Origin of the sequence: Pseudomonas sp. WP18 (assembly GCF_036689585.1) — a bacterium.
GTDB lineage: Bacteria > Pseudomonadota > Gammaproteobacteria > Pseudomonadales > Pseudomonadaceae > Aquipseudomonas > Aquipseudomonas chlororaphis_E.
Genome location: NZ_CP144758.1, coordinates 2,290,147 through 2,312,852 on the forward strand (window position 1 = coordinate 2,290,147; position 22,706 = coordinate 2,312,852).

Annotated in this window: 25 protein-coding genes; 11 read left to right on the forward strand and 14 right to left on the reverse strand. The window is 64.0% G+C overall.

Translation table 11 applies throughout. From position 1 onward, the window contains the following. Nucleotides 1-435: a GNAT family N-acetyltransferase gene (locus tag V5F23_RS10295; RefSeq protein ID WP_047737182.1), complete on the reverse strand. Its 435-nt coding sequence runs from the start codon at nucleotides 433-435 to the stop codon at nucleotides 1-3. A 107-nt stretch (nucleotides 436-542) separates the two neighbouring features. On the opposite strand from V5F23_RS10295, the gene ggt reads away from it, so the two are divergent. Both ggt and V5F23_RS10305 read left to right on the forward strand, forming a co-directional pair. Continuing rightward, complete coding sequence (gene ggt / locus V5F23_RS10300) at nucleotides 543-2,270, forward strand: gamma-glutamyltransferase (RefSeq protein ID WP_047737179.1); 1,728 nt, start codon at nucleotides 543-545, stop codon at nucleotides 2,268-2,270. Between the two features lie 27 nt (nucleotides 2,271-2,297). Next, on the forward strand, nucleotides 2,298-2,831 hold the full coding sequence (locus tag V5F23_RS10305) for a cysteine hydrolase family protein (RefSeq protein WP_042731681.1): 534 nt from the start codon (nucleotides 2,298-2,300) through the stop codon (nucleotides 2,829-2,831). 76 nt (nucleotides 2,832-2,907) lie between these two features. Here V5F23_RS10305 and V5F23_RS10310 read toward each other — a convergent pair whose 3' ends face one another. Next, on the reverse strand, nucleotides 2,908-3,870 hold the full coding sequence (locus tag V5F23_RS10310; protein ID WP_042731688.1) for a DMT family transporter: 963 nt from the start codon (nucleotides 3,868-3,870) through the stop codon (nucleotides 2,908-2,910). A 250-nt stretch (nucleotides 3,871-4,120) separates the two neighbouring features. On the opposite strand from V5F23_RS10310, the gene V5F23_RS10315 reads away from it, so the two are divergent. After that, nucleotides 4,121-5,212, forward strand: coding sequence for an SMP-30/gluconolactonase/LRE family protein (locus V5F23_RS10315; protein WP_042731682.1), 1,092 nt, complete (start codon nucleotides 4,121-4,123; stop codon nucleotides 5,210-5,212). 97 nt (nucleotides 5,213-5,309) lie between these two features. On the opposite strand, the gene V5F23_RS10320 is transcribed toward V5F23_RS10315, so the two are convergent. Then, nucleotides 5,310-5,966, reverse strand: a complete 657-nt coding sequence (locus V5F23_RS10320) for a polysaccharide lyase family 7 protein (RefSeq protein WP_042731683.1) — start codon at nucleotides 5,964-5,966, stop codon at nucleotides 5,310-5,312. 245 nt (nucleotides 5,967-6,211) lie between these two features. Here V5F23_RS10320 and V5F23_RS10325 point away from each other — a divergent pair, with 245 nt between their 5' ends. Further along, entirely contained in the window at nucleotides 6,212-6,547 is a 336-nt protein-coding gene (locus tag V5F23_RS10325; protein ID WP_042731684.1) for a hypothetical protein, read from the forward strand. Nucleotides 6,548-6,590: 43 nt separating this feature from the next. Here V5F23_RS10325 and V5F23_RS10330 read toward each other — a convergent pair whose 3' ends face one another. The 5 genes from V5F23_RS10330 to V5F23_RS10350 form a co-directional block, all read right to left on the reverse strand. After that, nucleotides 6,591-8,354: an L-lactate permease gene (locus V5F23_RS10330; protein WP_042731685.1), complete on the reverse strand. Its 1,764-nt coding sequence runs from the start codon at nucleotides 8,352-8,354 to the stop codon at nucleotides 6,591-6,593. 90 nt (nucleotides 8,355-8,444) lie between these two features. Then, nucleotides 8,445-8,984 (reverse strand): thioesterase family protein, encoded by a 540-nt coding sequence (locus V5F23_RS10335; RefSeq protein WP_042731686.1) that lies wholly within the window; start codon nucleotides 8,982-8,984, stop codon nucleotides 8,445-8,447. Nucleotides 8,985-9,181: 197 nt separating this feature from the next. After that, nucleotides 9,182-9,562, reverse strand: coding sequence for a RidA family protein (locus V5F23_RS10340; protein ID WP_042731687.1), 381 nt, complete (start codon nucleotides 9,560-9,562; stop codon nucleotides 9,182-9,184). Between the two features lie 93 nt (nucleotides 9,563-9,655). Beyond that, nucleotides 9,656-10,339 (reverse strand): SOS response-associated peptidase family protein, encoded by a 684-nt coding sequence (locus V5F23_RS10345; RefSeq protein WP_080922141.1) that lies wholly within the window; start codon nucleotides 10,337-10,339, stop codon nucleotides 9,656-9,658. Between the two features lie 208 nt (nucleotides 10,340-10,547). Then, the gene (locus V5F23_RS10350; protein ID WP_338474536.1) at nucleotides 10,548-11,447 is read right to left on the reverse strand and encodes a LysR family transcriptional regulator; all 900 of its coding nucleotides are present in this window, start codon (nucleotides 11,445-11,447) and stop codon (nucleotides 10,548-10,550) included. A gap of 100 nt (nucleotides 11,448-11,547) precedes the next feature. Between V5F23_RS10350 and V5F23_RS10355 the strand changes: the two genes are divergently transcribed. After that, nucleotides 11,548-12,420, forward strand: a complete 873-nt coding sequence (locus V5F23_RS10355; protein WP_042729107.1) for an aldo/keto reductase family oxidoreductase — start codon at nucleotides 11,548-11,550, stop codon at nucleotides 12,418-12,420. A 15-nt stretch (nucleotides 12,421-12,435) separates the two neighbouring features. Here the strand turns inward: V5F23_RS10355 and kefC are convergent, their stop codons facing one another. From kefC to V5F23_RS10380, 5 genes are all read right to left on the reverse strand, one after another. Then, nucleotides 12,436-14,250: a glutathione-regulated potassium-efflux system protein KefC gene (kefC, locus tag V5F23_RS10360; protein WP_042729106.1), complete on the reverse strand. Its 1,815-nt coding sequence runs from the start codon at nucleotides 14,248-14,250 to the stop codon at nucleotides 12,436-12,438. A 1-nt stretch (nucleotide 14,251) separates the two neighbouring features. Beyond that, a complete protein-coding gene (gene kefF / locus V5F23_RS10365) occupies nucleotides 14,252-14,773 on the reverse strand; it encodes a glutathione-regulated potassium-efflux system oxidoreductase KefF (RefSeq protein WP_042729105.1) in 522 nt (173 codons plus the stop codon). Between the two features lie 209 nt (nucleotides 14,774-14,982). Further along, nucleotides 14,983-16,335, reverse strand: coding sequence for a HAMP domain-containing sensor histidine kinase (locus tag V5F23_RS10370; protein WP_042729104.1), 1,353 nt, complete (start codon nucleotides 16,333-16,335; stop codon nucleotides 14,983-14,985). After that, nucleotides 16,332-17,042, reverse strand: a complete 711-nt coding sequence (locus tag V5F23_RS10375; RefSeq protein ID WP_042729109.1) for a response regulator — start codon at nucleotides 17,040-17,042, stop codon at nucleotides 16,332-16,334. The genes V5F23_RS10370 and V5F23_RS10375 overlap by 4 nt, the downstream gene beginning before the upstream one ends. Before the next feature lie 42 nt (nucleotides 17,043-17,084). Then, nucleotides 17,085-17,228: a hypothetical protein gene (locus V5F23_RS10380; RefSeq protein WP_160310716.1), complete on the reverse strand. Its 144-nt coding sequence runs from the start codon at nucleotides 17,226-17,228 to the stop codon at nucleotides 17,085-17,087. Between the two features lie 40 nt (nucleotides 17,229-17,268). Here V5F23_RS10380 and V5F23_RS10385 point away from each other — a divergent pair, with 40 nt between their 5' ends. The 4 genes from V5F23_RS10385 to V5F23_RS10400 all read left to right on the forward strand — a co-directional run bounded on the left by V5F23_RS10385 (nucleotide 17,269) and on the right by V5F23_RS10400 (nucleotide 20,280). Further along, nucleotides 17,269-18,057 (forward strand): VacJ family lipoprotein, encoded by a 789-nt coding sequence (locus V5F23_RS10385; protein WP_042729103.1) that lies wholly within the window; start codon nucleotides 17,269-17,271, stop codon nucleotides 18,055-18,057. After that, the gene (locus tag V5F23_RS10390; RefSeq protein ID WP_042729102.1) at nucleotides 18,050-18,277 is read left to right on the forward strand and encodes a hypothetical protein; all 228 of its coding nucleotides are present in this window, start codon (nucleotides 18,050-18,052) and stop codon (nucleotides 18,275-18,277) included. Before V5F23_RS10385 ends, V5F23_RS10390 begins: the two co-directional genes overlap by 8 nt. Before the next feature lie 151 nt (nucleotides 18,278-18,428). Continuing rightward, nucleotides 18,429-19,730, forward strand: coding sequence for an Nramp family divalent metal transporter (locus V5F23_RS10395; protein ID WP_042729101.1), 1,302 nt, complete (start codon nucleotides 18,429-18,431; stop codon nucleotides 19,728-19,730). 70 nt (nucleotides 19,731-19,800) lie between these two features. After that, nucleotides 19,801-20,280: a VOC family protein gene (locus V5F23_RS10400; protein ID WP_042729100.1), complete on the forward strand. Its 480-nt coding sequence runs from the start codon at nucleotides 19,801-19,803 to the stop codon at nucleotides 20,278-20,280. A 110-nt stretch (nucleotides 20,281-20,390) separates the two neighbouring features. Here the strand turns inward: V5F23_RS10400 and V5F23_RS10405 are convergent, their stop codons facing one another. After that, nucleotides 20,391-20,795: a RidA family protein gene (locus V5F23_RS10405; RefSeq protein WP_042729099.1), complete on the reverse strand. Its 405-nt coding sequence runs from the start codon at nucleotides 20,793-20,795 to the stop codon at nucleotides 20,391-20,393. Between the two features lie 141 nt (nucleotides 20,796-20,936). On the opposite strand from V5F23_RS10405, the gene V5F23_RS10410 reads away from it, so the two are divergent. Beyond that, nucleotides 20,937-21,863 (forward strand): LysR family transcriptional regulator, encoded by a 927-nt coding sequence (locus tag V5F23_RS10410; protein WP_042729098.1) that lies wholly within the window; start codon nucleotides 20,937-20,939, stop codon nucleotides 21,861-21,863. Between the two features lie 39 nt (nucleotides 21,864-21,902). Then, nucleotides 21,903-22,646 carry a CPBP family intramembrane glutamic endopeptidase gene (locus V5F23_RS10415; RefSeq protein WP_042729097.1) on the forward strand — a complete coding sequence of 248 codons (744 nt, stop codon included), beginning with the start codon at nucleotides 21,903-21,905 and terminating at the stop codon, nucleotides 22,644-22,646. Nucleotides 22,647-22,706: the final 60 nt, after the last annotated feature.

Genomic DNA, 22,706 nt, shown 5'->3' on the forward strand with positions numbered 1-22,706 from the left:
TCAGTCCGCAGCTTTCAGGCGCTTCTGGAAGAAAAAGTGCTGGTGGCCCGGAGGGTAGTCGTCGATGTGGCCGACTTCCGTGAAGCCTTGCTTGCGATAGAACGCCGGTGCCTGGAAGTCGAAGGTGTCCAGAAAAATGCCCACGCAGTTTTTCTCCCGCGCCAGGTCTTCGGCCATTTGCATCAGGGTCGAGCCCGTGCCTTGGCCGCGGGCCTGTTCCGGCACGACCAGCAACTCGATGTAGAGCCAGCGGAAAAATATTCGCCCGTAGAGCCCGCCGACGACTTCAGTGCTGTGCTCGTCGCGTATCAGCAAGGCGACGAGCTCGGGCACCGTGGCGCCGGTCTGGGCGCTGTTGTAGGCGCGCAGCGGCGCGAGAATGGCCTGGCGCTCCTCGTCGGTGGGCGCATCGGTGCGTTCGATTCGCAGCGTCATTGGGGATGTCCTCAAGCGGGAATGATCTGCGCGAGACTATCGCAACGGGCGCATTGCGCAAACCGGGCCATACTGGCTAGGTCCTAAAACAAGAAGAGACCTGACCCATGATGTTCCAATCCCTTGCCAGGACCCTCCTGGCCACCTCGCTGACCCTTGGCTGCCTGGCCGCGCAGGCCGCGTCCCAGGCGCCGGTTGCCGCCGAAAACGGCATGGTGGTCACCGCCCAGCACCTGGCCACCCACGTGGGCGTCGATGTGCTCAAGAACGGCGGTAATGCCGTGGATGCAGCAGTGGCGGTGGGCTATGCCCTGGCGGTGGTCTACCCGGCGGCGGGCAACCTGGGGGGCGGCGGCTTCATGACCCTCCAACTGGCCGACGGCCGCAAGACCTTCCTGGACTTCCGCGAAAAAGCCCCTCTGGCGGCCACCGCCAACATGTACCTGGACAAGGACGGCAACGTCGTGCCCGAACTCAGCACCCGTGGCCACTTGGCGGTGGGTGTGCCCGGCACCGTGTCCGGCATGGAGCTGGCGTTGCAGAAATACGGCAGCAAGCCCCGGGCTGAACTGATCGCCCCGGCCATTCGCCTCGCCGAAGAAGGGTTCACCCTCGAGCAGGGCGATGTCGACCTGCTGGAAACCGCAACCGATGTGTTCAAGAAGGACATGCGCGACTCCGGGGCGATTTTCCTGCACAACGGCGAGCCCATGCAGGTTGGCCAGAAACTGGTGCAGAAGGACCTCGCCAAGACCCTGCGGGAAATCTCCGCCAAGGGCGCCGATGGCTTCTACAAGGGCTGGGTCGCCGATGCACTCGTTACCTCCAGCCAGGCCAACAAGGGCATCATCACCCAGGCCGACCTGGACAAGTACAAGACCCGTGAGCTGGCACCGGTGGAGTGCGACTACCGCGGCTACCACATTGTCTCGGCGCCACCGCCCAGTTCCGGTGGGGTGGTGTTGTGCCAGATCATGAACATCCTCGACGGCTATCCGATGAAGGAGCTGGGCTTTCATTCGGCCCAGGGCATGCATTACCAGATTGAAGCCATGCGCCACGCCTACGTGGACCGCAACAGCTACCTGGGTGACCCGGACTTCGTGAAGAACCCCATCGACCACCTGCTGGACAAGCAATACGCCGCCAAGTTGCGCGCCGCCATCGAGCCGCAAAAGGCTGGCGATTCGCAGAAGATCAAGCCGGGCGTGGCGCCCCATGAGGGCAGCAACACCACCCATTACTCCATCGTCGACCAGTGGGGCAACGCCGTTTCCGTCACCTACACCCTCAACGACTGGTTCGGTGCCGGGGTGATGGCGAGCAAGACCGGGGTCATCCTCAACGACGAGATGGACGACTTCACCGCCAAGGTCGGCGTGCCCAACATGTACGGCCTGGTGCAGGGCGAGGCCAATGCCATCGCACCGGGCAAGGCGCCGCTGTCGTCCATGAGCCCGACCATCGTCACCAAGGACGGCAAGACGGTGATGGTGGTGGGGACGCCGGGCGGCAGCCGCATCATCACGGCGACCTTGTTGACCATCCTCAATGTGATCGACTACGGCATGAACCTTCAGGAAGCCGTCGATGCGCCGCGTTTCCATCAGCAGTGGATGCCCGAGGAGACCAACCTGGAAACCTTCGCCGCCAGCCCCGATACGCAGAAGCTGTTGGAAAGCTGGGGCCACAAGTTCGCCGGCCCGCAAGACCCCAACCACATCGCGGCGATCCTGGTCGGTGCGCCGTCGCTGGGTGGCAAACCGGTGGGCAAGAACCGCTTCTATGGCGCCAACGACCCTCGCCGTAACACTGGGTTGTCGTTGGGTTACTGATCCCATCAACGTTTGCAGAGGAAAGTCATGAGCACCGCATTGCTGATCATCGATGTCCAGAACGGACTGTGCAGTGGCGAAGAAGAATGTTTCGACATCCAGCGCGTCATCCGGACCATCAACGACCTCAGCGCCAAGGCCAGGGCGGCCGGCTGGCCGGTGATCCTGGTCCAGCATGAGGAGCTGGAAGGTTCGCTGACCCATGGCTGCGACGCCTGGCAACTGGCTGACGGCCTGCTGACTGACGCAGACGATCTGCGGGTGCGCAAGACCACGCCGGACGCCTTCTACCAGACCGACCTGCTGTCGCTGCTGCAAGCGCGGAGTATTGATCGGCTGGTGGTCTGCGGGCTGCAGACCGATTACTGCGTCAACGCCACCGTGCGCCAGGCCCATGCTCTCGGCTATGACCTGGTGCTGGCGGCAGACGCCCACTCTACGGTGGACAACGGCAGCATGACGGCAGAGCAGATCATCGCCAACCACAACAACCGCCTGGGGCGCCTGAGCAGCGCGGTGTCGCGGATCGATGTGGTGCCGGCGGAGGCCGTGCGGTTCTGACCTCACCCAGCACCTGTGGCGAGAGAGCTTGCTCCCTCGCCACAAAACCTGGTCGCCAGGGCGCGACGCCGGTGCTTCAGTTACGCCCAGCCACCCCGGCCACGGGCGCCTTGGCCCGTTCAACCTTGCGGTACGTCAGCAGCACGATACCGGTGACCACGATCGCGCCGCCCAGCACCTGGCCCGGGTTGAGCATCTGGTCCAGCACCAGCCAGCCAATCAGCAGCGTGGCCAGCGGTTCGATGTTCATCACTGGGGCGTTGCGTGGCATATCCAGGCGCGGCACGCAGATGAACAGGACGGTGAACCCGGTGCCGTAGAGCACCACCAGCGTGGCCAGGGCCAGCCAGCCGGTGCTGCTGGCCGGCAGGTCGAAACCGCCGGGCAGGGCGCCGGTCAGGCCGGCGAGGTTGACGCTGCTGAAGACGATGAAAATCGTCAGCAGGCTGCGCACCGAGCCGCGCACCTGGGACAACTTGTGGTCGGTAATCCACAAGGCGCAGGCAAACACGCAGGCGGCGCAGAAGGCCAGCCCCACCCCGACCAGCCATTGCGGGCCGACGCTCTGTTCAGAGGCCAGCCGCGCCGGCACCTCCAGCACGAACACCAGGCCCACCAGGATCATCCCCATCAGTGCGGCGGTGCGTGCGGTCGGGCGGGGCCCACCCAGTGCCCAGGTGAGCAGCGCCAGCAGAATCGGAAAGAGGTTGCCGACCAGCAGCGCCAACGCCACGGGCACCCTCGCCACGGCGGAGTAGAGGCATAGGCTCTGGGCACCGATCAACAACCCCAGCGTCAGCTGCCAGCGCCACGCACCGCGGGGCAGGCGCAGGCTCTGGCGTTGCCACAGCACCAGGGCGGCCAGCACCAGCAAGGTCCCGCCCGAGCGCAGCAGTATCGCCAGCAACACGCCGGCGCCGTCGTCGAAGGCGGCCCGGGCGGCGACATGATTACCGGCAAAGGCGCAGCCCATGCACAGCAGGACAAGCACCGCGAGGTGCCGGGGAAGTGGAGTGGGAGCGGCAGTAGCGAGGGTCATGGCGGTCTCGAAGGGCAGGCCGCCGAGCAAGTATTTCGGATGGCCGTTATTGTTATTAGTTATCGTACAACATGAGTTTTTACCCCACGAAGGGCCAGGAAACAAGCGCGCAGTCGGTATCAGTGGCTCGCCATCAGTGGGCTGAAATGCGGAGCATCGCGAAAAAACGCTGAATTGCCTGTCTTGTACGATGTCTTATCACGGAGTAAAACTGTGCTCCCGTCCAATAACAATAACGGAGAGACGCACGATGGATGCTTCGCAATCTTCAACCGCCGCCGATCAGGGGCGTCGGGTCTTCCTGAAAAAATCCCTGGTGGTTTCGGCGGCTGCCGCTACCTTGGGCAACCTGCCGGGGCTCGCCCAGGCCGAACCGCTGAGCCAGCGTTACCCGGACCCGTTGATCAATATCCTCGACCCTAGCTTCATGGACTTGCGCATCTTCAACGCCAGCGTGGAAAAGCTCGCCACCGGCCTGCGCTGGGCGGAAGGGCCGGTGTGGATCGGCGACGGTCGTTACCTGCTGGTCAGTGACATTCCCAACAACCGCATCGTGCGCTGGGATGAAATCACCGGCGATCTCTCGGTGTACCGCGAACACTCCAACTTCTCCAACGGCATGTGCCGGGATCGCCAGGGACGATTGCTGGTGTGCGAAGGTTCCACCACGTCCAGCGAAGGCCGGCGCGTGACCCGCACCGAGCACAACGGCACGATCACCGTGCTGGCGGACAGTTTCGAGGGCAAGCCGCTCAACTCGCCCAACGACATCGTCTGCAAGAAGGACGGTTCGATCTGGTTCACCGACCCGCCGTTCCAGACCGGCAACAACTACGAAGGGCACAAAGTCACGCCGGCCCAGCCCCATGCGGTGTACCGCATCGATGGCGAGACCGGTACGCTCAGCCGGGTGATCGACGACCTGGCGGGGCCGAACGGGCTGTGCTTTTCCCCGGACGAGAAAATCCTCTACGTGGTCGAAGGCCGGGCCAAGCCCAACCGCCTGATCTGGGCGATCACGGTCAAGGACGACGGCACCTTGGGCGAGCGGCGCAAGCACATCGAGGGCCTGGACTACGCCGCCATCGATGGCATCAAGTGCGACGAAAGCGGCAACCTCTGGTGCGGCTGGGGCGGCAACGGTGACCCCAAGGCCGACCTGGAAAAACTCGATGGCGTGCGGGTGTTCAACCCTCAAGGCAAGGCTATCGGGCACATCTCCCTGCCGGAACGCTGCCCCAATGTCTGCTTTGGCGGCCGGGAAGGTAACCGGTTGTTCATGGCGGGCAGCCATTCGTTGTATTCACTGTTCGTGAATACGCGGGGGGCGACGTTCGCCTGATCGATCGAGTGCTGTCAGGCAGCCCTTTTCCTGTGGCGCGGGCTGCCTCGCAGCCCCGCGCAAGCAAGCGCCCTCGCCACGGAAGGGGCGACGCCGGTCATTTATGGCCGACGTCCAGCCTGGTGTAGGTCACTTTCCCGCCTTCGCTGGCGTACCCGACGTTGTCCAGGGTGTAGACGCCGGCCTTGAAGTAAAAGTCGTAGGCGTACCAGGAAGGGTCCAGCTTGACCTGCTTGCCGAGGCTGTTGATCAGCACGGTGAGCGTGCCTTGCTTGTCCATCTGCAACGCATAGGTGAAGGCTTTGTTCAGCGCCATGTTCGGCACGCTGAAGAGCACCGGGCTCTTCACGTCCTTGGGCTTGACCCGGTATTCCACGTCGAGGTTGCCGGTGCCCTTGGCGTAGCGATACACCAGTTTCAGCAGCGGGGCGGGGGCGTCCTTGGCGTGGATCTGCGCCACCACGACCCGTCCTTCCGACGGTACCTGGTTTACCGACAAGGTGCCGTTGAGGGTGTTGAGGCCACTGTTGTAGCGCCAGTTGCGCAGCTTGCCGTCCTTACCGGTTTCCCGCAGTTCGGAGCGCGGGAAGTCGCTTTTGCCGGTGTGGGAACCGGTCACCGGTGCCCAGAACACGATGCGCTCGCCGTTGCGGTTGAAATACGGGCTCTGCAGCGTCGGCATGGCCTTGGTGGCTACGGTCAGGGCCGGCGTTTGCACGGGCAGGGTGATGTTCCAGACAGTCAGGTCAATCATGCTCAAGCGCTCCAACGGGGCTGGCCGTCGTTCATCGATACTTGGTCTGCTGGGCAACCAATGGCCTTGCCGGGCGCAGTGACTGGTTTATCGACGGCGCGCCGTTTCGCTGGAGCGGCAACTGACGAGCGGCTCTGGGTGGCGCCTCGCAGCTGAACAAGTGAATGCTGTCAATCTGATGCTGATCGGTTAGAGTACGCGCCGCCCGAGAGATGGATCCCGGGCGTTTTCCCATGGAGTATTCAATGAACCACCTCAGCAAGATCGCTGCCTGCGCACTGCTCGGCCTGGCCCTGGCGGGCTGCACCGGCGCCCCGATGAAAACCCAGCAATACGACAGCAGCCAATACACCGTAGTCGGCCACAGTGAAGCCAAGGCCACCGGCCTGCTGCTGTTCGGGGTGATCCCGATCCAGCAGAACAGCCGTTTCGTGCGCGCCCAGACCGCTGCGATCAAGGCTAAGGGCGGCGACGCCATGATCAACACCCAAGTCCAGGAAAACTGGTTCTGGGCGTGGGTCCTGACCGGCTACACCACCTCGGTGTCCGGTGATGTGGTCAAGCTGAAGAACGTTCAGTAAGCCATCGCTGTGGCGAGTCAGCGTCTCCCTCGCCACAGTCCCCTCAGTGCCCCCCGACCACCATCCGACTGAACGGCACCACATACGCCTGCAACGTCACCAGCCCGCCCACCAGGATCGCCAGCACGACCGAGTGGAAGAATACGTAGCGCAGGATTTCCCCTTCATGGCCGTACCAGCGAGTCGCGGTTGAGGCGACCACGATCGATTGCGCATCGACCATCTTGCCCATCACCCCGCCGGAACTGTTCGCCGCCGCCATCAGCACCGGGCTGATCCCCAACTGTTCCGCCGTGACCCGCTGCAAGCCACCGAACAGCACGTTGGACGCCGTGTCCGAACCGGTCAGCGCCACGCCGAGCCAGCCCAGCAGTGTGCCGAACATTGGGTAGAAGATGCCCGTCGCGGCGAAGGCCAGACCCATGGTGGCGTCCAGTCCCGAATAGCGCGTGAGGAACCCCAGGGCCAGCATCGCCACGATGGTGATCAGCGAATAGCGCACCACCCAGAGCGTGCGCAGGTACTGGCGCAGCAGTTGCGGGATCGAATAGCCCATCAGCAGGCCGCCGAGGATGGCCGCCAGGAAGATGCCGCTGCCGGTGGCGGTGAACCAGTTGAACTTGTAGATCGCTTCCTCGGTTTTCGGTTGTGGCACCACCGGCGGGACTTTCTCGATCTGCTGGTGCAGGGTAGTGAATGTCAGCATCGGCGAGAACAGCGGATTGGCCTCGCGCACCGGCTTGCCTTGCTGATCCAGCTTGACCGACTGGGTCTGCGGGTCGAGCGCCGGACGGGTGTCGAACAGGTTCTTGAAGCCCTGGGTGCCCCAGGCGAAGACGAACACGGTGAGGATGATCCACGGCATCCACGCCCGCAGCACGGCCGGGCGCGCATCGCTGGCGAACGCACCGCCGGCGACGGGCTGCGCCTGCTCGCTGGCCTCGATCTTCGAGTCATCGACCCGCCCCGACAGCGCGGCGGAGGTGTGCACCGTGGCCGGTTTCCAGACCTTGAGGAAGCCGGTCAGGCAGGCCATGGAAATCAGCGCGGCAATCACGTCCACCAGCATCGGCCCGTGGTAGTTGGAGACCAGGAACTGCGGGATGGCGAAGCTGACGCCGGCCACCAGGATCGCCGGCCAGATTTCCAGCATCTTGCGCCAGCCGGCGAATGCCCAGATCAGCCAGAACGGGACGATGACCGAGAAGAACGGCAGTTGCCGGCCGACCATCATCGACAGCTCCATTTCATCCAGGCCGGTGACCTTGGCTAGGGTGATGATGGGCGTGCCCAGGGCGCCGAACGCCACGGGCGCGGTGTTGGCGATCAAGGCCAGGCCCGAGGCGGCCAGGGGCGAGAAGCCCAGGCCGATCAAGATGGCCCCGGTCACCGCCACCGGCGTACCGAAGCCGGCCGCGCCTTCGAAGAATGCGCCGAAGCAGAAGGCGATCAGCAGCAATTGCAGGCGCCGGTCGTCGGTGATGCGTGCGAGGGAATCCTGCAGGACCTTGAACGAGCCGTTCTCGGTGGTCAGTCGGTGCAGGAAAATGATGTTGAGCACGATCCAGCCAATGGGTAACAGGCCGTTGGCCGCGCCGTACAACGCCGCCGACCCGGCCATCCCGGCGGGCATGCCGAAGGCGAAGATCGCGATCAGCAGGGCCGACGCCAAGGCCAGCAGCGCCGCCAGGTGCGCCTTGATATGAAAGAACGCCAGGGACGCCAGCATCACCACCACCGGGACCGCCGCCAGGAGCGTCGACAGCACTGCATTACCGAAGGGATCGTAGACTTGTTGCCAGACCATGTTCCACCTCTGCTTTTTATTATTGGAAGTGCAGGCCCCGTGGGGGTTGGCAGAACAGTATAGAAGGGGATTGGGCGGTAGGCCGTCCCGTCAGTTTTGCTCCTCTCGCAGCGCCAGGCTCAAGCCATCGCAGCTTTGCGACCAGGCACTCAACCAGGGCGCCAGCGCCGGCGACTGTTCGGCCAGCCCCAGTGCGCGGATGAACTCACCCGGTGCAACCGTGCCCCGGGCCGAGCGGAACAGGCCCCGCATGATCACCACGCCGACTACGCGCCCCTGGCTGATGAAGCGATGCTCCATGAAGGTCCACTTGTCGTCCCAGCCGAGCATCCGCGAGTGCACCTCGAACGCTTCGAACAACTTGAGTTCGCGCCGGAACTTGCCCCAGACATCCCCCACGATCGGCACCGCGCGTTGGCGCAGGGCGACTTTGTAGGCGCCGCTGCGCAGCACGTAATCCATGCGCCCGACGTCGGCCAGGGTGAAGTAGCGCCCGTTGGTGACGTGGCGGTTGAGGTCCAGGTCCAGTGGCCAGACGCGCATCCGCACCACGGTGGTGCCCAAAGGGTCAGTGGGCTTGCGCCAGGGACGACGCAACAGCATCAACAAGAGTCGGAACCAGAGATTCATGAGCACGCCACCAGGATGGAAACGGCGCACTTTAGCGGCGTGGTCGAGGCCGGGCTAGGTGCGTAAATGACTGTTTTTCGGGAAAACGCGCGTTTGGGGCAGGTCGCGGAGCCCGAGGTTTATGCTGGAACCTGTGGCGAGGGGATAAATCCCCTTGCCACATAAGTGCCTCTACCCTGCAGGTTATACCGGCAACATCAGGCCTTGGCGGCTATTGCCGTCACTTCCACGCGCATGCCTTCTACTGCCAGCGCCGCCACGCCCACGGCCGCGCGCACCGGCCAGGGTTTGGCGAAGAAGCGTTTGTAGACTTCGTTGAAGGCACCGCGATCCGCCATGTCGGTAAGGTAGATGGTCAGGTGCAGGACCCGGTCCATGGAGCTGCCGGCGCGCTCCAGGGCGGTCTTGAGGGCTTGCAAGGTGCATTCGCTTTGCAAGGTGATGTCGCCCAGCTCCAGGCTGCCATCGGCCCGGGTCGGGATCTGGGTGGAAACCAGCAGGCCGCCGAAGCCGGCAACGTCGGAGGAGATGGAATCTGCGTCTGGGTCGGGGGTGAAGGTGATGTCTGGATTGGCCATGCAAGTCTCTTGTTCGAAAGGATGAGGGGCGGTGTTGCGCGGCCAGTTTACCGTCCCTCGTCGAGCCTTTCGTGATTTCCTTGAGTGGCGCTGTCAGCCTCGGCCTTGGATCAGCCGTTGGGGTGGCGGGATGTGTCCGAGGGGTGGGTTGATCAGCGCCGCGCTCGCCGCGATCTGCTGCGCCTGTTCCCAATCCAGGTCGGGCCGTAGCCACTGGAGGGCTTCCTCGCCGGTGAAGGCCAGCAGGCGCTGCTGCTTGCTGGCGATGTCGCCGTAGGTCACCAGGGTCAGGCCGTCGCAGCCGTTGGGTGTTTCGCTGGCCTGGGCCAGAGCCGCGAGGAAGATCGGCGCGCCCTGGTTGGACGCGGTGTAGCTCAGGCGCGGGGAGGCGGGCGCCACGGTGGCGTCGGCCGACTCGTACCAGCCGTTCACCGCCACCAGCACCCGGCCCTCGCGCTTGATTCGATCGAAGACCTTGGAGCGCATCACCAGGTGCAGCGGCAGATGGGTCAGCGGCGGCATCGTTCCGACGGACCAGATCGGCGACCAACCCCAGCGCACCTTGATGCACTCCAGGCGCCCGCCCCGGCAGCGAATGGCACTGAGCTGCATGTTCGGCTTGATCAGGTTCTGCTGGTCGTGGGGTTTGAACTGAGCCGTCACCGACAGCCCGGCGGCGGGCGCACTGGCCTTGAAACCCGTGCCGTGGGTATCGCGTTGGGCAAAAAACGCCAGGGACTCCTTCGAGGAAACCTGTTGGACTAGGCATTCGTACATGGCGAAACTCCGGCAGTGAACTGCAAGGACACTCAATGCGCCCGCCGTTCAAGCCGTGATGCCCCGTCGCTTGCAGCGGTGTCATGTAGCTACGAGCCGTAGCGAGACGCTTGGTTCGAAAATCCTGAGGGCGGGGGGACGAGTGGCGGGTGGGCTGGGCCGAAACCGCCGGATCGGCGTGCAGCCCTGTCGAGGCGGGCCGCCACCGTCATTTGCGGGCCTGGATGAAATCCACGAAGGCCCGCAGCGGCGAGGGCAGGTAGCGGCGGCCGGGGTAGTAGAGGAAGGGGCCGGTGAAGCGCTGCCACCAGGGTTCGAGGACCGGTTCGAGGGCGCCGCTGTCGAGGTAGGGGCGCAGCCAGTCTTCGAACAGGTAGATTACGCCTAGCCCATCCAGGGCGGCCTGGACCGCCAGGTCCACCGCGCCGCCGATCCGCACGATCAACGGGCCGCTCGGGTCGACGCTCACGGTTTCGCCGTCGCGTTCGTACTCCCACGGCGGCATGGCGCCGCTGGCGAACTTGCCCCGCAGGCAGGCGTGCTGGAGCAGGTCCCGCGGGTGTTCGGGGCGGCCCCTGGCGTCCAGGTACGCCGGTGAGGCCGCCGTGGCGAAGCGTTGGAAACGCGGGCCGATGGGGATAGCGATCATGTCCTGCTCAAGGCGCTCGTCGTAGCGGATGCCGGCGTCGCAACCGGCCGCGAGCACGTCCACGAAGCTTTCTTCGGCAATCACCTCCAGGCGAATGTCGGGGTAGCTTTTCAGGAACGGCGTGACGATCGCGGGCAGCACCAGCCTGACCGCGCTGGCCGGTACGTTCAGCCGCAGCGTGCCCGAAGGGCGGTCGCGAAATTCGTTGACCACGTCCAGCGCCGACTCGACCTCGCCCAGGGCCGGCACGATGCGCTCCATCAACCGGGCACCGGCCTCGGTCGGTACCACGCTGCGAGTGGTGCGGTTGAGCAGGCGCACGCCCAGGCGGCGCTCCATCCGGCGTACCGCATCGCTGAGGCTGGAGGCAGACTTGCCGCTGAGCCGCGCGCCTTCGCGAAAGCCCCCTGCGTTGACCACCGCCACGAAGGCCAGCAAGTCCTGGATATCCGCCGCCATTGTTCTCTCCGTCGTACAAGCTGTGCCGATTGCACCCGATTATCAGCGCAATGGTCAATGCTTATAGTGCTCGTACTTTCATTGATCCAAGGGGCACGCGATGAGCATTGCAGACAAGGCAGGCACTTTTCTACTGGGCGACCGTGCGGTCAAGCGCATGGGCTACGGGGCGATGCAACTGGCGGGGCCCCATGTATTCGGGCCACCCAAGGACCCGGCGGCGGCCGTCGCGGTGCTGCGTGAGGCCGTGGCTAGCGGGGTCAACCACATCGACACCGCCGACTTCTACGGCCCGCACGTCACCAACCAGTTGATTCGCGAAGCGTTGCACCCCTACGCCGAGGACTTGACCCTCGTGACCAAGGTGGGCGCAGTGCGCGGCGCCGATGCATCCTGGAACCCGGCCCAGAGCCCCGCCGAGTTGACCCAGGCGGTGCACGACAACCTGCGCAACCTGGGCCTGGATGTGCTGGATGTGGTCAACCTGCGGGTATGGGGCAATATGAATTCGCCGTCGGACGAATCCATCGAGCAAGCCTTCACGGCCCTGGCTGAGTTGCAGCACCAGGGGTTTATCCGGCATTTGGGCGTGAGCAACGTCACCGCCGCGCAGGTCAGGCAGGCCCAGGGCATCGCCAAGGTTGTCTGTGTGCAGAACCACTTCAACCTGACCCATCGGGCCGACGAGTCCCTCATCGCCGAGCTTGGCCGCGAAGGCATCGCCTACGTGCCGTTCTTCCCGTTGGGCGGCTTCACGCCGTTGCAATCGCAAACCCTGTCCAGCGTCGCGGCGCGCCTGGAGGCGTCGCCGCTGTGCGTGGCCCTGGCGTGGCTGCTGCAACGGGCGCCCAACATCCTGTTGATCCCGGGTACGTCATCGTTGGCGCACCTGCGGGAAAACCTCAGTGCCAGCGAGCTGACCCTTGCACCGGCGCTGCTCGCCGAGCTGGACGCCTTGGTGGAGGTGGGCTGACGTCGGGCGCGCGACTCAGTCCGGCTCCGGCCGATGCTGTTCGGACCAGCCGTGGGTCGGCCGGGCGCGGTCTTCGTTGAACATTTCTTCGAGCAATGCGTTGGCTCGTAGGTAGGCGTTGTGGCGGAAGTCGAGGTCGTCCGCCGGGTGGGCCACGATCTCGTCGAGCATCTGCAGGTTCAGGCGACGGAACTGGTCCGCGCGCTCCCGTGCCTCGTAGCTGCCCACACCCATCTGCACCAGGGCGCTTCGACCCAGCGCCAGCGCGCTTTCGAAGGTTTCTCGCTCGGCGGCCTCCACGCCCAGTTGCCGCAGGGCGATGATGTGCCCCATGTCCCGGGCCCGGGCAAGCAGCTTCAAGCCGGGGAAGTGTTCCCGGACCAGGCGCGTCAGCTTCAGGTTGTCTTCCTGGTCGTCGATCGCATTGATCATCACCACGGCCTGGCCCGCGCCGGCCGCTTCCAGCAGGTCGAGGCGGGTGGCGTCGCCGTAGAACACTTTCACGCCGAATTTGCGCAAGGTCTCGATGTTGTCCGGGTCGTGGTCCAGGACCACCACCTCGACGCCGCAGGACATCAGCAGGCGGCCGGCGATTTGCCCGAACCGGCCGAACCCGGCGATGATCACCCGGGGCGTCTGCGGGTCGACCAGGTCGGATTCCTGGCGGTTCTTCTTGCTGGCGGACTCCATGCGCGCCAACAGCAGGATGAGCAACGGCGTCAGGCACATGGACAAGGCCACGGCCAGCGTCAGGCTTTTACCCCATTGCTCGGTCAGGATGCCCGCGACCGTCGCGGCGCCGAACACCACGAAGGCAAATTCGCTGCCCTGGCCGAGCAGCACCGCCTGCCATGAGCGCTGGCCACCGGGGACATTGAGCACGCGTGCGATAAGCCGGATCACCAGCAGCTTGATCAGGATGAAACCCAGGGTCAGGGTCAGGACCTTCAGCGGCGCATGGATCAGGGTGCCGAAGTCGATCGACATGCCCACGCCGATAAAAAACAACCCCAGCAGTAAGCCTTTGAACGGCTCGATGTCGCTTTCCAGGGCGTGCCGGTATTCCGAGCTGGCCAGCAGCACCCCGGCGAGGAATGCGCCCATCGCCATCGACAGGCCGGCTTCCTCCAGCAGGAACCCGAAGCCGAATACCAGGAAGAGGGCGACGGCACTGAAGATTTCCCGCAGGCCGGATTTGGCGACAAAGCGCAGCAGCGGCCGGGAAACGTAACGGCCGAGCACCACGACAAGGCCGACTGCCGCGACGATCTTGCCGATCGACAAGGCCAGGTCGGCGCCTGACGGGGTTCCGCCGTGGGCCGCCAACAGGGGGATCATGGCCACCAGGGGAATGGCGGCGATGTCCTGGAACAGCAGCACGGCAAAACTGCTGCGCCCCACGGCAGTCGCGGTCAGGTTGCGCTCACTCATGGCCTGCATGGCAATGGCCGTGGAGGACAGGCTCAAGGTCAGGCCCACCAGCAGCGCCGCCGTCCAGTTCAGGCCAAGCAGCGCGCAGAACGAGGCGATGGCTGCGCCACAGGCGAGCATTTGCAGCGCGCCGCCGCCAAACACCATTTTGCGCAGCGCCCACAAGCGCTTGGGGTCCAGTTCGAGGCCGATGATGAAGAGCATCAGCACCACGCCGATCTCGGCGAATTCCAGGATCGCCTTGACGTCGGTGACGAGCTTCAGGCCCCAGGGACCGATGGCGCAACCGGCGAGCAGGTAGCCCAGCACCGGGCCCAGCCCCAACCGGACGGCGATCGGCACGATCAGAGCCGCCGAGCCCAGGTAGATGAGCATTTCAATCAGGCTATGTGTTTCCATTTCAATCGTCCTTCCAGGCGGCCAGGCGAGCGCAATAGTGCTCGATTTGTGCGTCTTGGGCGTCGCAGGCACCGGCATACGCGCCGTGCACGGCTACCGGCTCCAGCCACCGCATGTGGCAGTAGAGGGCTGTCGCGTGGAGGGGTTGGGCCAGCGCCAAAAAACCGGGGTAGTCGCCCATCTGGAAATGATCGTGCGCGCCACCGGTGGTGACGGCCCACAGCAAGGGCTTGCCCTTGAGGGCGACGGCGCCCTTGCCATAGGCCCAGCCCTGGGTGAACACCTTGTCGATCCACAATTTCAGCAGTGGCGGGGCGCTGTACCAGTACATCGGGTGTTGCAGCACCACCAGTTGCGCTTGCTCGACTGCCCGCTGTTCGGCCTCGACATCGATGTCGAAGTCCGGGTACAGCTCGTAGAGGGAGCGGATGACCACGTCCGGGTGACGGGCGGCGCGCCTGAGCATCTCCTGGTTGACCCGCGATTTATCGGGGTAGGGATGGGCGTAAATGATAAGAATCATCGGGTGAACTCCATAACGTTCAATTGGCTCCGTCGATCCTTTGGCACACGTGAGCGAAGGGGGAACGATTGCGCCCGAGCGCGGTGTCGGGCAGAAAAAAAGCGCCTTCCCGGACAGGGCCGGGGCAGCGGGGCCGGACATCCTATCGAGGAAGGCGCCGATTGTTTAGCGCATTATTCATCGTGGGGTTTTTTCCAGCCGTTGCCGGGCTAACCATTCAAGGGCAGCAGGACCTTGGCCTCCAGTCCACCACCGTGACGATTGTTCAGGCTCAGCGTCCCGCCATGCTCCAGCACGGTGGCCCGGGCTGCTGACAGGCCCAGGCCGACACCGCCGGTGTTTTTGTTGCGTGAGCCTTCGAGGCGGAAGAACGGAGCGAATACCCGCTCCTGGTATTCGGGGGCAATGCCTGGGCCGCGGTCGAGGATGCGAATCTCGACGTGATCGGTCCAGGCCTTGAGTTGCACCGCCGGTTCGCTGCCGTACTTGATCGCGTTGTCGATCAGGTTCACCAAGGCGCGCTTGATCCCGATGGGCCGGCCGACATAGACGAACCGCTGGGCGCCCTCGAAGGCCACCTCGATGCCGGCGTCCTTGAAATCATCGACGACGGTGTGCAGCAGTTCGGCCAGGTCGAAGGCGGTGGCATGCTCCAGCCGGGCGTCGTCGCGGAAGAACTCCAGGGCCGAGTTGACCATCGCCTGCATCTCGTCCACGTCCCTGAACAGCCGGGATTGCTGCTCGGCATCGTCGATGAACTCCCCGCGCAGGCGCATGCGGGTCAACGGTGCCCGCAGGTCATGGGAGATGGCGGCGAGCATTTGCGTGCGGTCTTCGATGAAGTGCCTGAGCTGGGCCTGCATGGCATTGAAGGCGAGGATCGCCTGGCGGATTTCGTAAGGGCCGATCACGGGAATGGGCGGGGCCCGGTGATCCACGCCAAAGCGCCTGGCCCCTTCGGCGAAGCGTTCCAGAGGCGCGGCCAGGTGCCGGGTGGCGACCAACGCCACGATGAAGGTCGACAGCAGGATCAACGCCAGGATGATCAGGTTGCGCTCCCAGTCTTCCAGCCCCCAGTTGCGCGCGGGCATGGAGAACATCACCCACGAATGATCACTCAACTCGATCAGCGCGGCGTAGCGCCCGCCGGGTTCGCCAGCGGGCCAGTCGCTCGGCTCGTAGCCTTCTATCCGCGCATCCGGCCTGCCCAGTTGCTGGCGCAGCCGCGCCGCGCCGTCGTTGTATTGCGGGTCGTCGTCGATCACCGGCACTCGTGCGTCGTCGTGGTGTTGCAGCCATTGCGTGTTGAATGCCTGGTCGCTGGCGGCCCTGGCGATGGCGGGGCGCTGTTCGGGCGTTGCCGAGTCGATGATGCGGCTGATGGCGGAGATCTTTTCGAACAGGCCGGTTTCCATCAGGGGCGGGCGCGCCCAGGCATCGGCCAATTGGCTGAACAGCGCGTTCAGGGCCAGCAACGTCAGCATGGCACCGAGGGTCGTCAGGGCGATCCAGCGCGCCAGGGTGTCCCGTGGGCGCTTGGCGCCCGAGCGCGGCGGTTTCATCGTTTTACCACCTGGGGCGTGAACAGGTAGCCGCCGTTGCGCACGGTGCGGATCATCGACGCGCCGGTGCTGTCGGTTTCCAACTTGCGGCGTAGCCGGCTGACTTGCACGTCGATGCTGCGGTCGAACGCGTCGTAGGTCTCGCCACGGGCCATGTCCAGCAACTGCTGGCGGCTGAGCACCCGGCGCGGGTGCTCGACAAAGACCAGCAACAGTTCGAACTCGCCGGTGGAGAGCGGGATCATGACGTTGTCCGGTGAACGCAGTTCGCGGCGGGTGACGTCCAGTTGCCAGTTATCGAACGCCAGCACCCAGCGGGACGTGTCGTTGGCGGGGCTCCTGGTTTCGCCGGTGCGCCTGAGGACGGCGCGGACCCGGGCCAGGAGTTCGCGGGCATCGAACGGTTTGGTCAGGTAGTCGTCCGCTCCCAGCTCCAGGCCCACGACGCGATCACTCAATTCGCCCATGGCGGTGAGCATGACGATGCCCACGGTGTGCTCGGCCCGCAGTCGCTGGCACAGCACCAGGCCACTGTCGCCCGGCAGCATGACGTCGAGGATGATCAGGTCCGGCAACCGGCGTTCCACCGCTTGCCAGAGGGCGCGACCGTCGGCGGCCACGTCCACGCTGTAGCCATGTTGTTCGAGGAATTTGCGCAAGAGGGCGAGGACTTCGAGGTCGTCGTCCACCAGTAGTAAATGGCTCACGGCGGGCACGCTGGGCAAGGAATACAGGCGTCGATACTAGGGTCAATCCAGGGCCCGCGTCATATATTTCAATTCGGAAATAAAGTTGCCGCTGGGCAATGTTGCGGAAATCTTCGGGCAAGAAAACGGCGGCAGGATTGCGCCGGTGTCAGTCAGTTTGCCTGCGACCACACTCGCCACGGGCATTCAGGCAGCACTTCCTCAATTCCTTGCGAGACAGCCCCGTATGCCGCTCACCGATCCCGCTTCGTTACGTGTTCGATATTCCCTGGTCCTGGCACTCGCCGCCTTCGCCAGCGGCTGTGCCCAGACGCCGGCGGCCACGCCCGGCCGTTGCGAGCATGCGCGCTATGGCGTCCATGATCCCGCCGAGCCCATCAATCGCGGCATCTTCGCCTTCAACCGGACGGTGGATGACTATGCGCTGGCCCCGGTGGCCCGCGGTTACCGCAAGCTCCCTGGGTTCTTCCAGGCCGGGGTGCACAACTTCGTGGCGAACTTCGGCGAGCCCAAAGTGTTCGTCAACGACCTGCTGCAAGGCAACGGCCAGCGCTCGGTCAACACCCTGGGCCGTTTCGTGATCAACACCACGGCGGGCATCGTCGGCCTGGTCGACGTCTCCGGCAAACTGGGTATCGAACGCCACGAGGCCGATTTCGGCCAGACGTTCGGCGTCTGGAACATCGCGGCGGGGCCGACCGTGGAACTGCCGATACTGGGCACGGCCAACCTGCGGGACGCCACGGGCAAGGTGATCGATTTCATGGTCAGCCCGTTCGGTGACAACAGCAGCACCGTCGACACCCTGGGCACGCTCAACACCGCCGGCGGCATCGTCGATGGACGTGCGCAGGCGTTGCCGCTGACAGACGAACTGCGGACCCGACCGGACTATTACGCGGCCCTGCGAGAGGCCGTGGCACAGCGGCGCGCCGATGTTGTCGCCGAGGGCAAGCTGGGCGCCGTGGTGACCGGTCAATCAACATGCCCGGACGAGGAGAACGCCGATGAGTAGGGGCGCGCTGGTCTTGCATCGACGGATGCGCACGCTTGAGCAGGGGGCCTTGCACTGCCGCGAGGTGGAGCTGCACCTGGCCGAGGATGGGCGCCATGTGGTGCTCAGCCGCTATGTCGAACGGTTCAGCCAGGACCACGCCGGTTGGTGCGCCGTGCACCAGCATCGAGTGGCGTTGGTGGACATGGTGCGCTGGATGGTCGAGAACGGCGAGCGCTGAGGGCGCTGGCTGTCAAATTGCCAGCTTTTCCGGCCGCGGATCAATGAAACATTTCTACATACTTGAGGCTCAAGAATGGTTGTACGATGTCGTATCTAATGTGTTCGACTGTGGCCCGTTTCTCACAAAAAAAATAACGGAGATTCCATCCATGTCGAGCATTCCGTCCGTCGAAGGCAAGGCCGCCGCGCCCGCCCAAGGCCGCTTTGTACGAATACTCAAGCTTCTGGGCCCGGGCATCATCGCGGTCCTTTCCTGGCTCGGCGCCGGCGACCTGATCACCTCTTCGGTGGCCGGTGCGAACTACGGCTACGCGATGATGTGGGTGCTGGCGGTGTCGCTGCTGCTCAGGTACCTGATCGTCAACATCATCGCGCGCTTCCAGCTCTGCAATAACCAGGGCATGACCATCTTGCAGGGGTACGCCCAGCTCAACCCGTTCTTCGCCTGGTTCCTGCTGGTCTACGCGCTGCTCATGGGCCACTTGATGAACGCCTACATGATCAAGGGCGCTGGCGAGTCCCTGGCGATGCTGCTGCGGGTCGACTACCCGTTGCTGTGTTCGGTGGCGGTGGTGCTGGCGGTGTGGCTGCTGGTGGGGCGCAACATCTATTCGATGATCGAAGGGGTGATGAAGGCGCTGCTGGCGATCATGACCCTGGCGTTCATCGCCCTGGCCGTGATGTCCGGACCGGATGTGGTGGGGATCGTCAAAGGCACCATCGGCTTCAGCATTCCTGCGGACGAAGGTGTCCACGGTGCGCTGCTGGTGGCAGTCTCGGTGATTGGCGCGGTGGCCGGCTCGATTGCCAACTTCGTGCATCCATACGTCATGCGCCAGAAGGGCTGGACCGGGCCCGAGCACAAGCGCATCCAGCGCAACGACCTGCTGTTCGCGGTGTTCGTGGGGATTGTCATCAACCTGGCGATCTGGATCGTCGGTGCCGAGATCCTGCGGCCCAACGGCATTGAAGTCAAAACCCTGGGTGACCTGGGCAAGGCGTTGGAAATCTTCTTCGGCCCCATCGGCTGGTATGTGTTCTTCGTCGGCGTATTCGCCACGCTGTTCGCCAGTATTTCCGGCAAGACCACGGCGTTCCCGATGCTCATTACCGATGCCTTCCAGCACGTCCTGCCCAAGCGTCGGGAGCGCTACGGCAAGGAGTTCCACCGTGACCCGATGCACAAGTGGTTCATGCTCTTCATCCTCGTCACACCGTTGATCTGGTCGATGCCCGGCATGCCGGACTTCGTCACCCTGACCATCGGTGTCAGCGCGCTGAACATCGTCGGCCTGCCGGTCATTTCCCTGGGCCTGTTGATCATGTCCAACCAGAAATCGTTGCTGAGCAAGCAATACCGCAACAACCTGTTCGAGAACATCGCACTGCTGTTCGCGACGGGACTGGCGCTGTGGGTGGCGTTCCAGCTGGGGGTCGATCTGTTCACCTGATGGGCGATAGGCCCGGCTCGATAGGGGACTGCTAGACTTCACCGTCCAGTCCCTCTCTCGGAGAACGCGGATGAACAACAAGAACACAATCTGTCTCTGGTACGACGGCGCTGCGCTGCAAGCGGCCCAGTTCTATGCGCAGACCTTCCCGGACAGCAAGGTGCTGGCCGTGCACCGTGCGCCGGGCGATTTCCCTTCGGGCAAACAAGGCGATGAGTTGACGGTGGAGTTCACGGTGATGGGCATCCCGTGCCTGGGGTTGAACGGAGGGCCTTCGGTCAAGCACGGCATTGCGTTTTCCTTTCAAGTGGCCACTGATGACCAGGCCGAGACCGACCGCTTGTGGCACGCGATTGTGAGCAACGGCGGGCAGGAAAATGCCTGTGGCTGGTGTACGGACAAGTGGGGCATCTCCTGGCAGATCACCCCTCGGGTCCTGAGCGAGGCCGTCACTCACCCGGACCAGGCGATCGCCAAGCGCGCCTTCGACGCCATGATGACGATGACCAAGATCGACATCGCGGCGATCGAGGCGGCAGTCAGGGGTTGATCACGGCTGATCCACCGCCTTCGCGAGCAAGCTCCCACAAATGGCTCTGCGGCGCCCTACCGCGCGCCTTTGTGGGAGCGAGCTTGCTCGCGAAGGCGTCGGCCGAAGACTTACCCCTTGCCACCCTCCGGCAACTTGGCAATCACCTTGATTTCAAACTCAAACCCATACAACCAGGTCACACCGACCGCCGTCAGGGTCGGATGCGGAGCGTTGCCCCAGAATTCGGGCACAACCTCCCAGATGGCCTCGAATTTCGCTTCGGGGTCGACGATGAAAACGGTGACGTCCACCACGTCGTCGAAGGTGCAATCGGCGGCCGCGAGAATCGCTTTCAGGTTGTTGAACGCCTGCCGCACCTGGGCTTGTAGCTCGGGCACCGGCGAACCCTCCTCGGTGCTGCCGACCTGCCCTGACACGAACAGAAACCCGTTGGAACGAATGGCCGGCGAATAGCGATTGCGCTCATAAAGCGCCTGGCGTCCGGCGGGGAAAACAACGTCACGCTGTGTCATGCAGACCTCCATCAATGGGCCGTGAGCGACCCGAAATCAACGATGAAGTCACTCTAGGGACTTGTGCCCAGGCGATAAACGAGCAACCTTGGCGATCACTGTTTGTAAAATCCAAACAATCCGACAAGTGCCGAGGCAGATATGGATCGTTTCGATGCGATGCAGGCGTTCGTGCGGGTGGTGGAGGCGGGCAGCTTCACCAAGGCTGCCGAGACCCTGCACATGAGCAAGACCACCGTGACGCAACTGGTCCAGCAACTGGAGGCGCGCTTGCGGGTCAGGTTGCTCAATCGCACCACGCGCAAGGTCAACGTCACCGCTGACGGCGCGGCCTATTACGAACGGGTGATCCGGCTGCTGGCGGACATGGACGATGCCGAGACCAGCCTCGCCGGTGCGCAGACCTTGCCCCGTGGACGGCTGCGGGTGGACGTGCCGAGTCCGCTCGCTGCCATGATCCTGGTGCCGGCCTTGCCTGCGTTCTATGCGCGGTACCCGGACATCCAGATCGACCTGGGTGTCAGCGACCGGATTGTCGACATGCTCGATGAAAACGTCGATTGCGTGGTGCGTGGCGGCGAGCTGGTGGATCAGTCACTGGTTGCCCGGCGCATCGGCGATCTGGCCCTGGGCATTTTCGCCGCGCCGGGTTACCTGGCGCGTCACGGCCCGCCGGATCATCCGCAGGCGCTGGAAGATTCCCTGCACCGTGTCGTTGGTTTCCTCTGGGCGCGCACGCGCAAACCCATGCCGTATGCGATGCATCGCCGGGGCGAGCGCTTGCAGGTCAAGGGCCGCTACGCGCTGGCCGTCGACGATGGCAACGCCTACCTGGCGGCGGGCCTCGCGGGGCTGGGGGTGCTGTGGCTGCCTCGGTACATGTCCAGGCCATACGAAGCGCAAGGCCAGCTCGTACCGCTTTTCGAAGACTGGCGCATAGACCCCATGCCGCTCTACCTGGCCTATCCGCCGAACCGCCACCTCAGTGCCAAGTTGCGGGTGTTCATCGAATGGGTCGCGGAGTTGATGGCGTTGCATGCGCCCGTTATCAATCGTCATGATCCGTGACTACTGACCGCTGCATGCATTTCCAAGCAAGGAAGACGGATGATCGCCCAGGCAATTGTGATACTGCTGGACTACGCGTTGTACCTGATACCCGGCCTTGTGCTCTTCGGGCTGTGGTTCGGCTTGACGCCCAAGGCCCTGACAGGAACGCGTATTTTGATTCTGCTGATGGCGTTCGTGCTGATGCGCGACGTGATGACACCGCTGCGCCTGTGGTCGCTCAAGGGTGACTTGCAGATCAGCTTTCTCGCCAACCCGTTCGTGCTGGCCACACTGGGGCTGTCGTCGCTGGGGCTGATCGCACTGAGTGCTCGCTTGTTGCCCGATCTGTGGCAACTGGTGGTGTTGTCCAAGGGGCGTCGATTGACGGGCGTTGCCCTGGGCGTCGGCGTGGGAGGCTTGATCGGCTTGCCGCTGCGGCTTTGTCAAGCGACTGATGCGGCAATGCTGCCAGGCTATTGGGCATGGTTGCCGGGCATGGTGGTGCTGGCCTATGGTGCCAATATGCTGGAAGAAGTGCTGTTTCGCGGTTTCCTTCAGGGCCATCTCGAACAGCACGTCAGCGCCCTGCGAGCGGCGCTGATCAGTGGTGTGGCGTTTGCGGCGTGCCATGGGTTCCTCGCCTTGAGCGTGACGTCGCTTGGCTGGCCAATTCTTCTTTTCACGTTGGTGGAGGGGTTGGCTTGTGGGTGGGTGCGCATGCGCCACGGGGTCGTGGCATCGACCGCGACGCACGGTACCGCGATCTTGCTGATGGCGGTACCGATGGTGGGCAACGGCTGAAGCAAACCAGATGCAAGAGGGGTCGAAGGTGTATCGATACCCTGGCCAAGAGGAACCACA

Bases quoted from the DNA above. Each gene is read 5' to 3' on its own strand.
- kefC (WP_042729106.1), bottom strand. From the start codon at position 14,250: ATGGAAACACATAGCCTGATTGAAATGCTCATCTACCTGGGCTCGGCG.
- V5F23_RS10315 (WP_042731682.1), top strand. From the start codon at position 4,121: ATGGATGCTTCGCAATCTTCAACCGCCGCCGATCAGGGGCGTCGGGTC.
- V5F23_RS10335 (WP_042731686.1), bottom strand. From the start codon at position 8,984: ATGAATCTCTGGTTCCGACTCTTGTTGATGCTGTTGCGTCGTCCCTGG.
- V5F23_RS10385 (WP_042729103.1), top strand. From the start codon at position 17,269: ATGCCGCTCACCGATCCCGCTTCGTTACGTGTTCGATATTCCCTGGTC.
- kefF (WP_042729105.1), bottom strand. From the start codon at position 14,773: ATGATTCTTATCATTTACGCCCATCCCTACCCCGATAAATCGCGGGTC.
- V5F23_RS10320 (WP_042731683.1), bottom strand. From the start codon at position 5,966: ATGATTGACCTGACTGTCTGGAACATCACCCTGCCCGTGCAAACGCCG.
- V5F23_RS10370 (WP_042729104.1), bottom strand. From the start codon at position 16,335: ATGAAACCGCCGCGCTCGGGCGCCAAGCGCCCACGGGACACCCTGGCG.
- V5F23_RS10395 (WP_042729101.1), top strand. From the start codon at position 18,429: ATGTCGAGCATTCCGTCCGTCGAAGGCAAGGCCGCCGCGCCCGCCCAA.
- V5F23_RS10330 (WP_042731685.1), bottom strand. From the start codon at position 8,354: ATGGTCTGGCAACAAGTCTACGATCCCTTCGGTAATGCAGTGCTGTCG.
- V5F23_RS10415 (WP_042729097.1), top strand. From the start codon at position 21,903: ATGATCGCCCAGGCAATTGTGATACTGCTGGACTACGCGTTGTACCTG.
- V5F23_RS10325 (WP_042731684.1), top strand. From the start codon at position 6,212: ATGAACCACCTCAGCAAGATCGCTGCCTGCGCACTGCTCGGCCTGGCC.
- V5F23_RS10380 (WP_160310716.1), bottom strand. From the start codon at position 17,228: ATGCCCGTGGCGAGTGTGGTCGCAGGCAAACTGACTGACACCGGCGCA.
- V5F23_RS10390 (WP_042729102.1), top strand. From the start codon at position 18,050: ATGAGTAGGGGCGCGCTGGTCTTGCATCGACGGATGCGCACGCTTGAG.
- V5F23_RS10405 (WP_042729099.1), bottom strand. From the start codon at position 20,795: ATGACACAGCGTGACGTTGTTTTCCCCGCCGGACGCCAGGCGCTTTAT.
- V5F23_RS10350 (WP_338474536.1), bottom strand. From the start codon at position 11,447: ATGGCGGCGGATATCCAGGACTTGCTGGCCTTCGTGGCGGTGGTCAAC.
- V5F23_RS10345 (WP_080922141.1), bottom strand. From the start codon at position 10,339: ATGTACGAATGCCTAGTCCAACAGGTTTCCTCGAAGGAGTCCCTGGCG.
- V5F23_RS10400 (WP_042729100.1), top strand. From the start codon at position 19,801: ATGAACAACAAGAACACAATCTGTCTCTGGTACGACGGCGCTGCGCTG.
- ggt (WP_047737179.1), top strand. From the start codon at position 543: ATGATGTTCCAATCCCTTGCCAGGACCCTCCTGGCCACCTCGCTGACC.
- V5F23_RS10295 (WP_047737182.1), bottom strand. From the start codon at position 435: ATGACGCTGCGAATCGAACGCACCGATGCGCCCACCGACGAGGAGCGC.
- V5F23_RS10410 (WP_042729098.1), top strand. From the start codon at position 20,937: ATGGATCGTTTCGATGCGATGCAGGCGTTCGTGCGGGTGGTGGAGGCG.
- V5F23_RS10340 (WP_042731687.1), bottom strand. From the start codon at position 9,562: ATGGCCAATCCAGACATCACCTTCACCCCCGACCCAGACGCAGATTCC.
- V5F23_RS10355 (WP_042729107.1), top strand. From the start codon at position 11,548: ATGAGCATTGCAGACAAGGCAGGCACTTTTCTACTGGGCGACCGTGCG.
- V5F23_RS10310 (WP_042731688.1), bottom strand. From the start codon at position 3,870: ATGACCCTCGCTACTGCCGCTCCCACTCCACTTCCCCGGCACCTCGCG.
- V5F23_RS10305 (WP_042731681.1), top strand. From the start codon at position 2,298: ATGAGCACCGCATTGCTGATCATCGATGTCCAGAACGGACTGTGCAGT.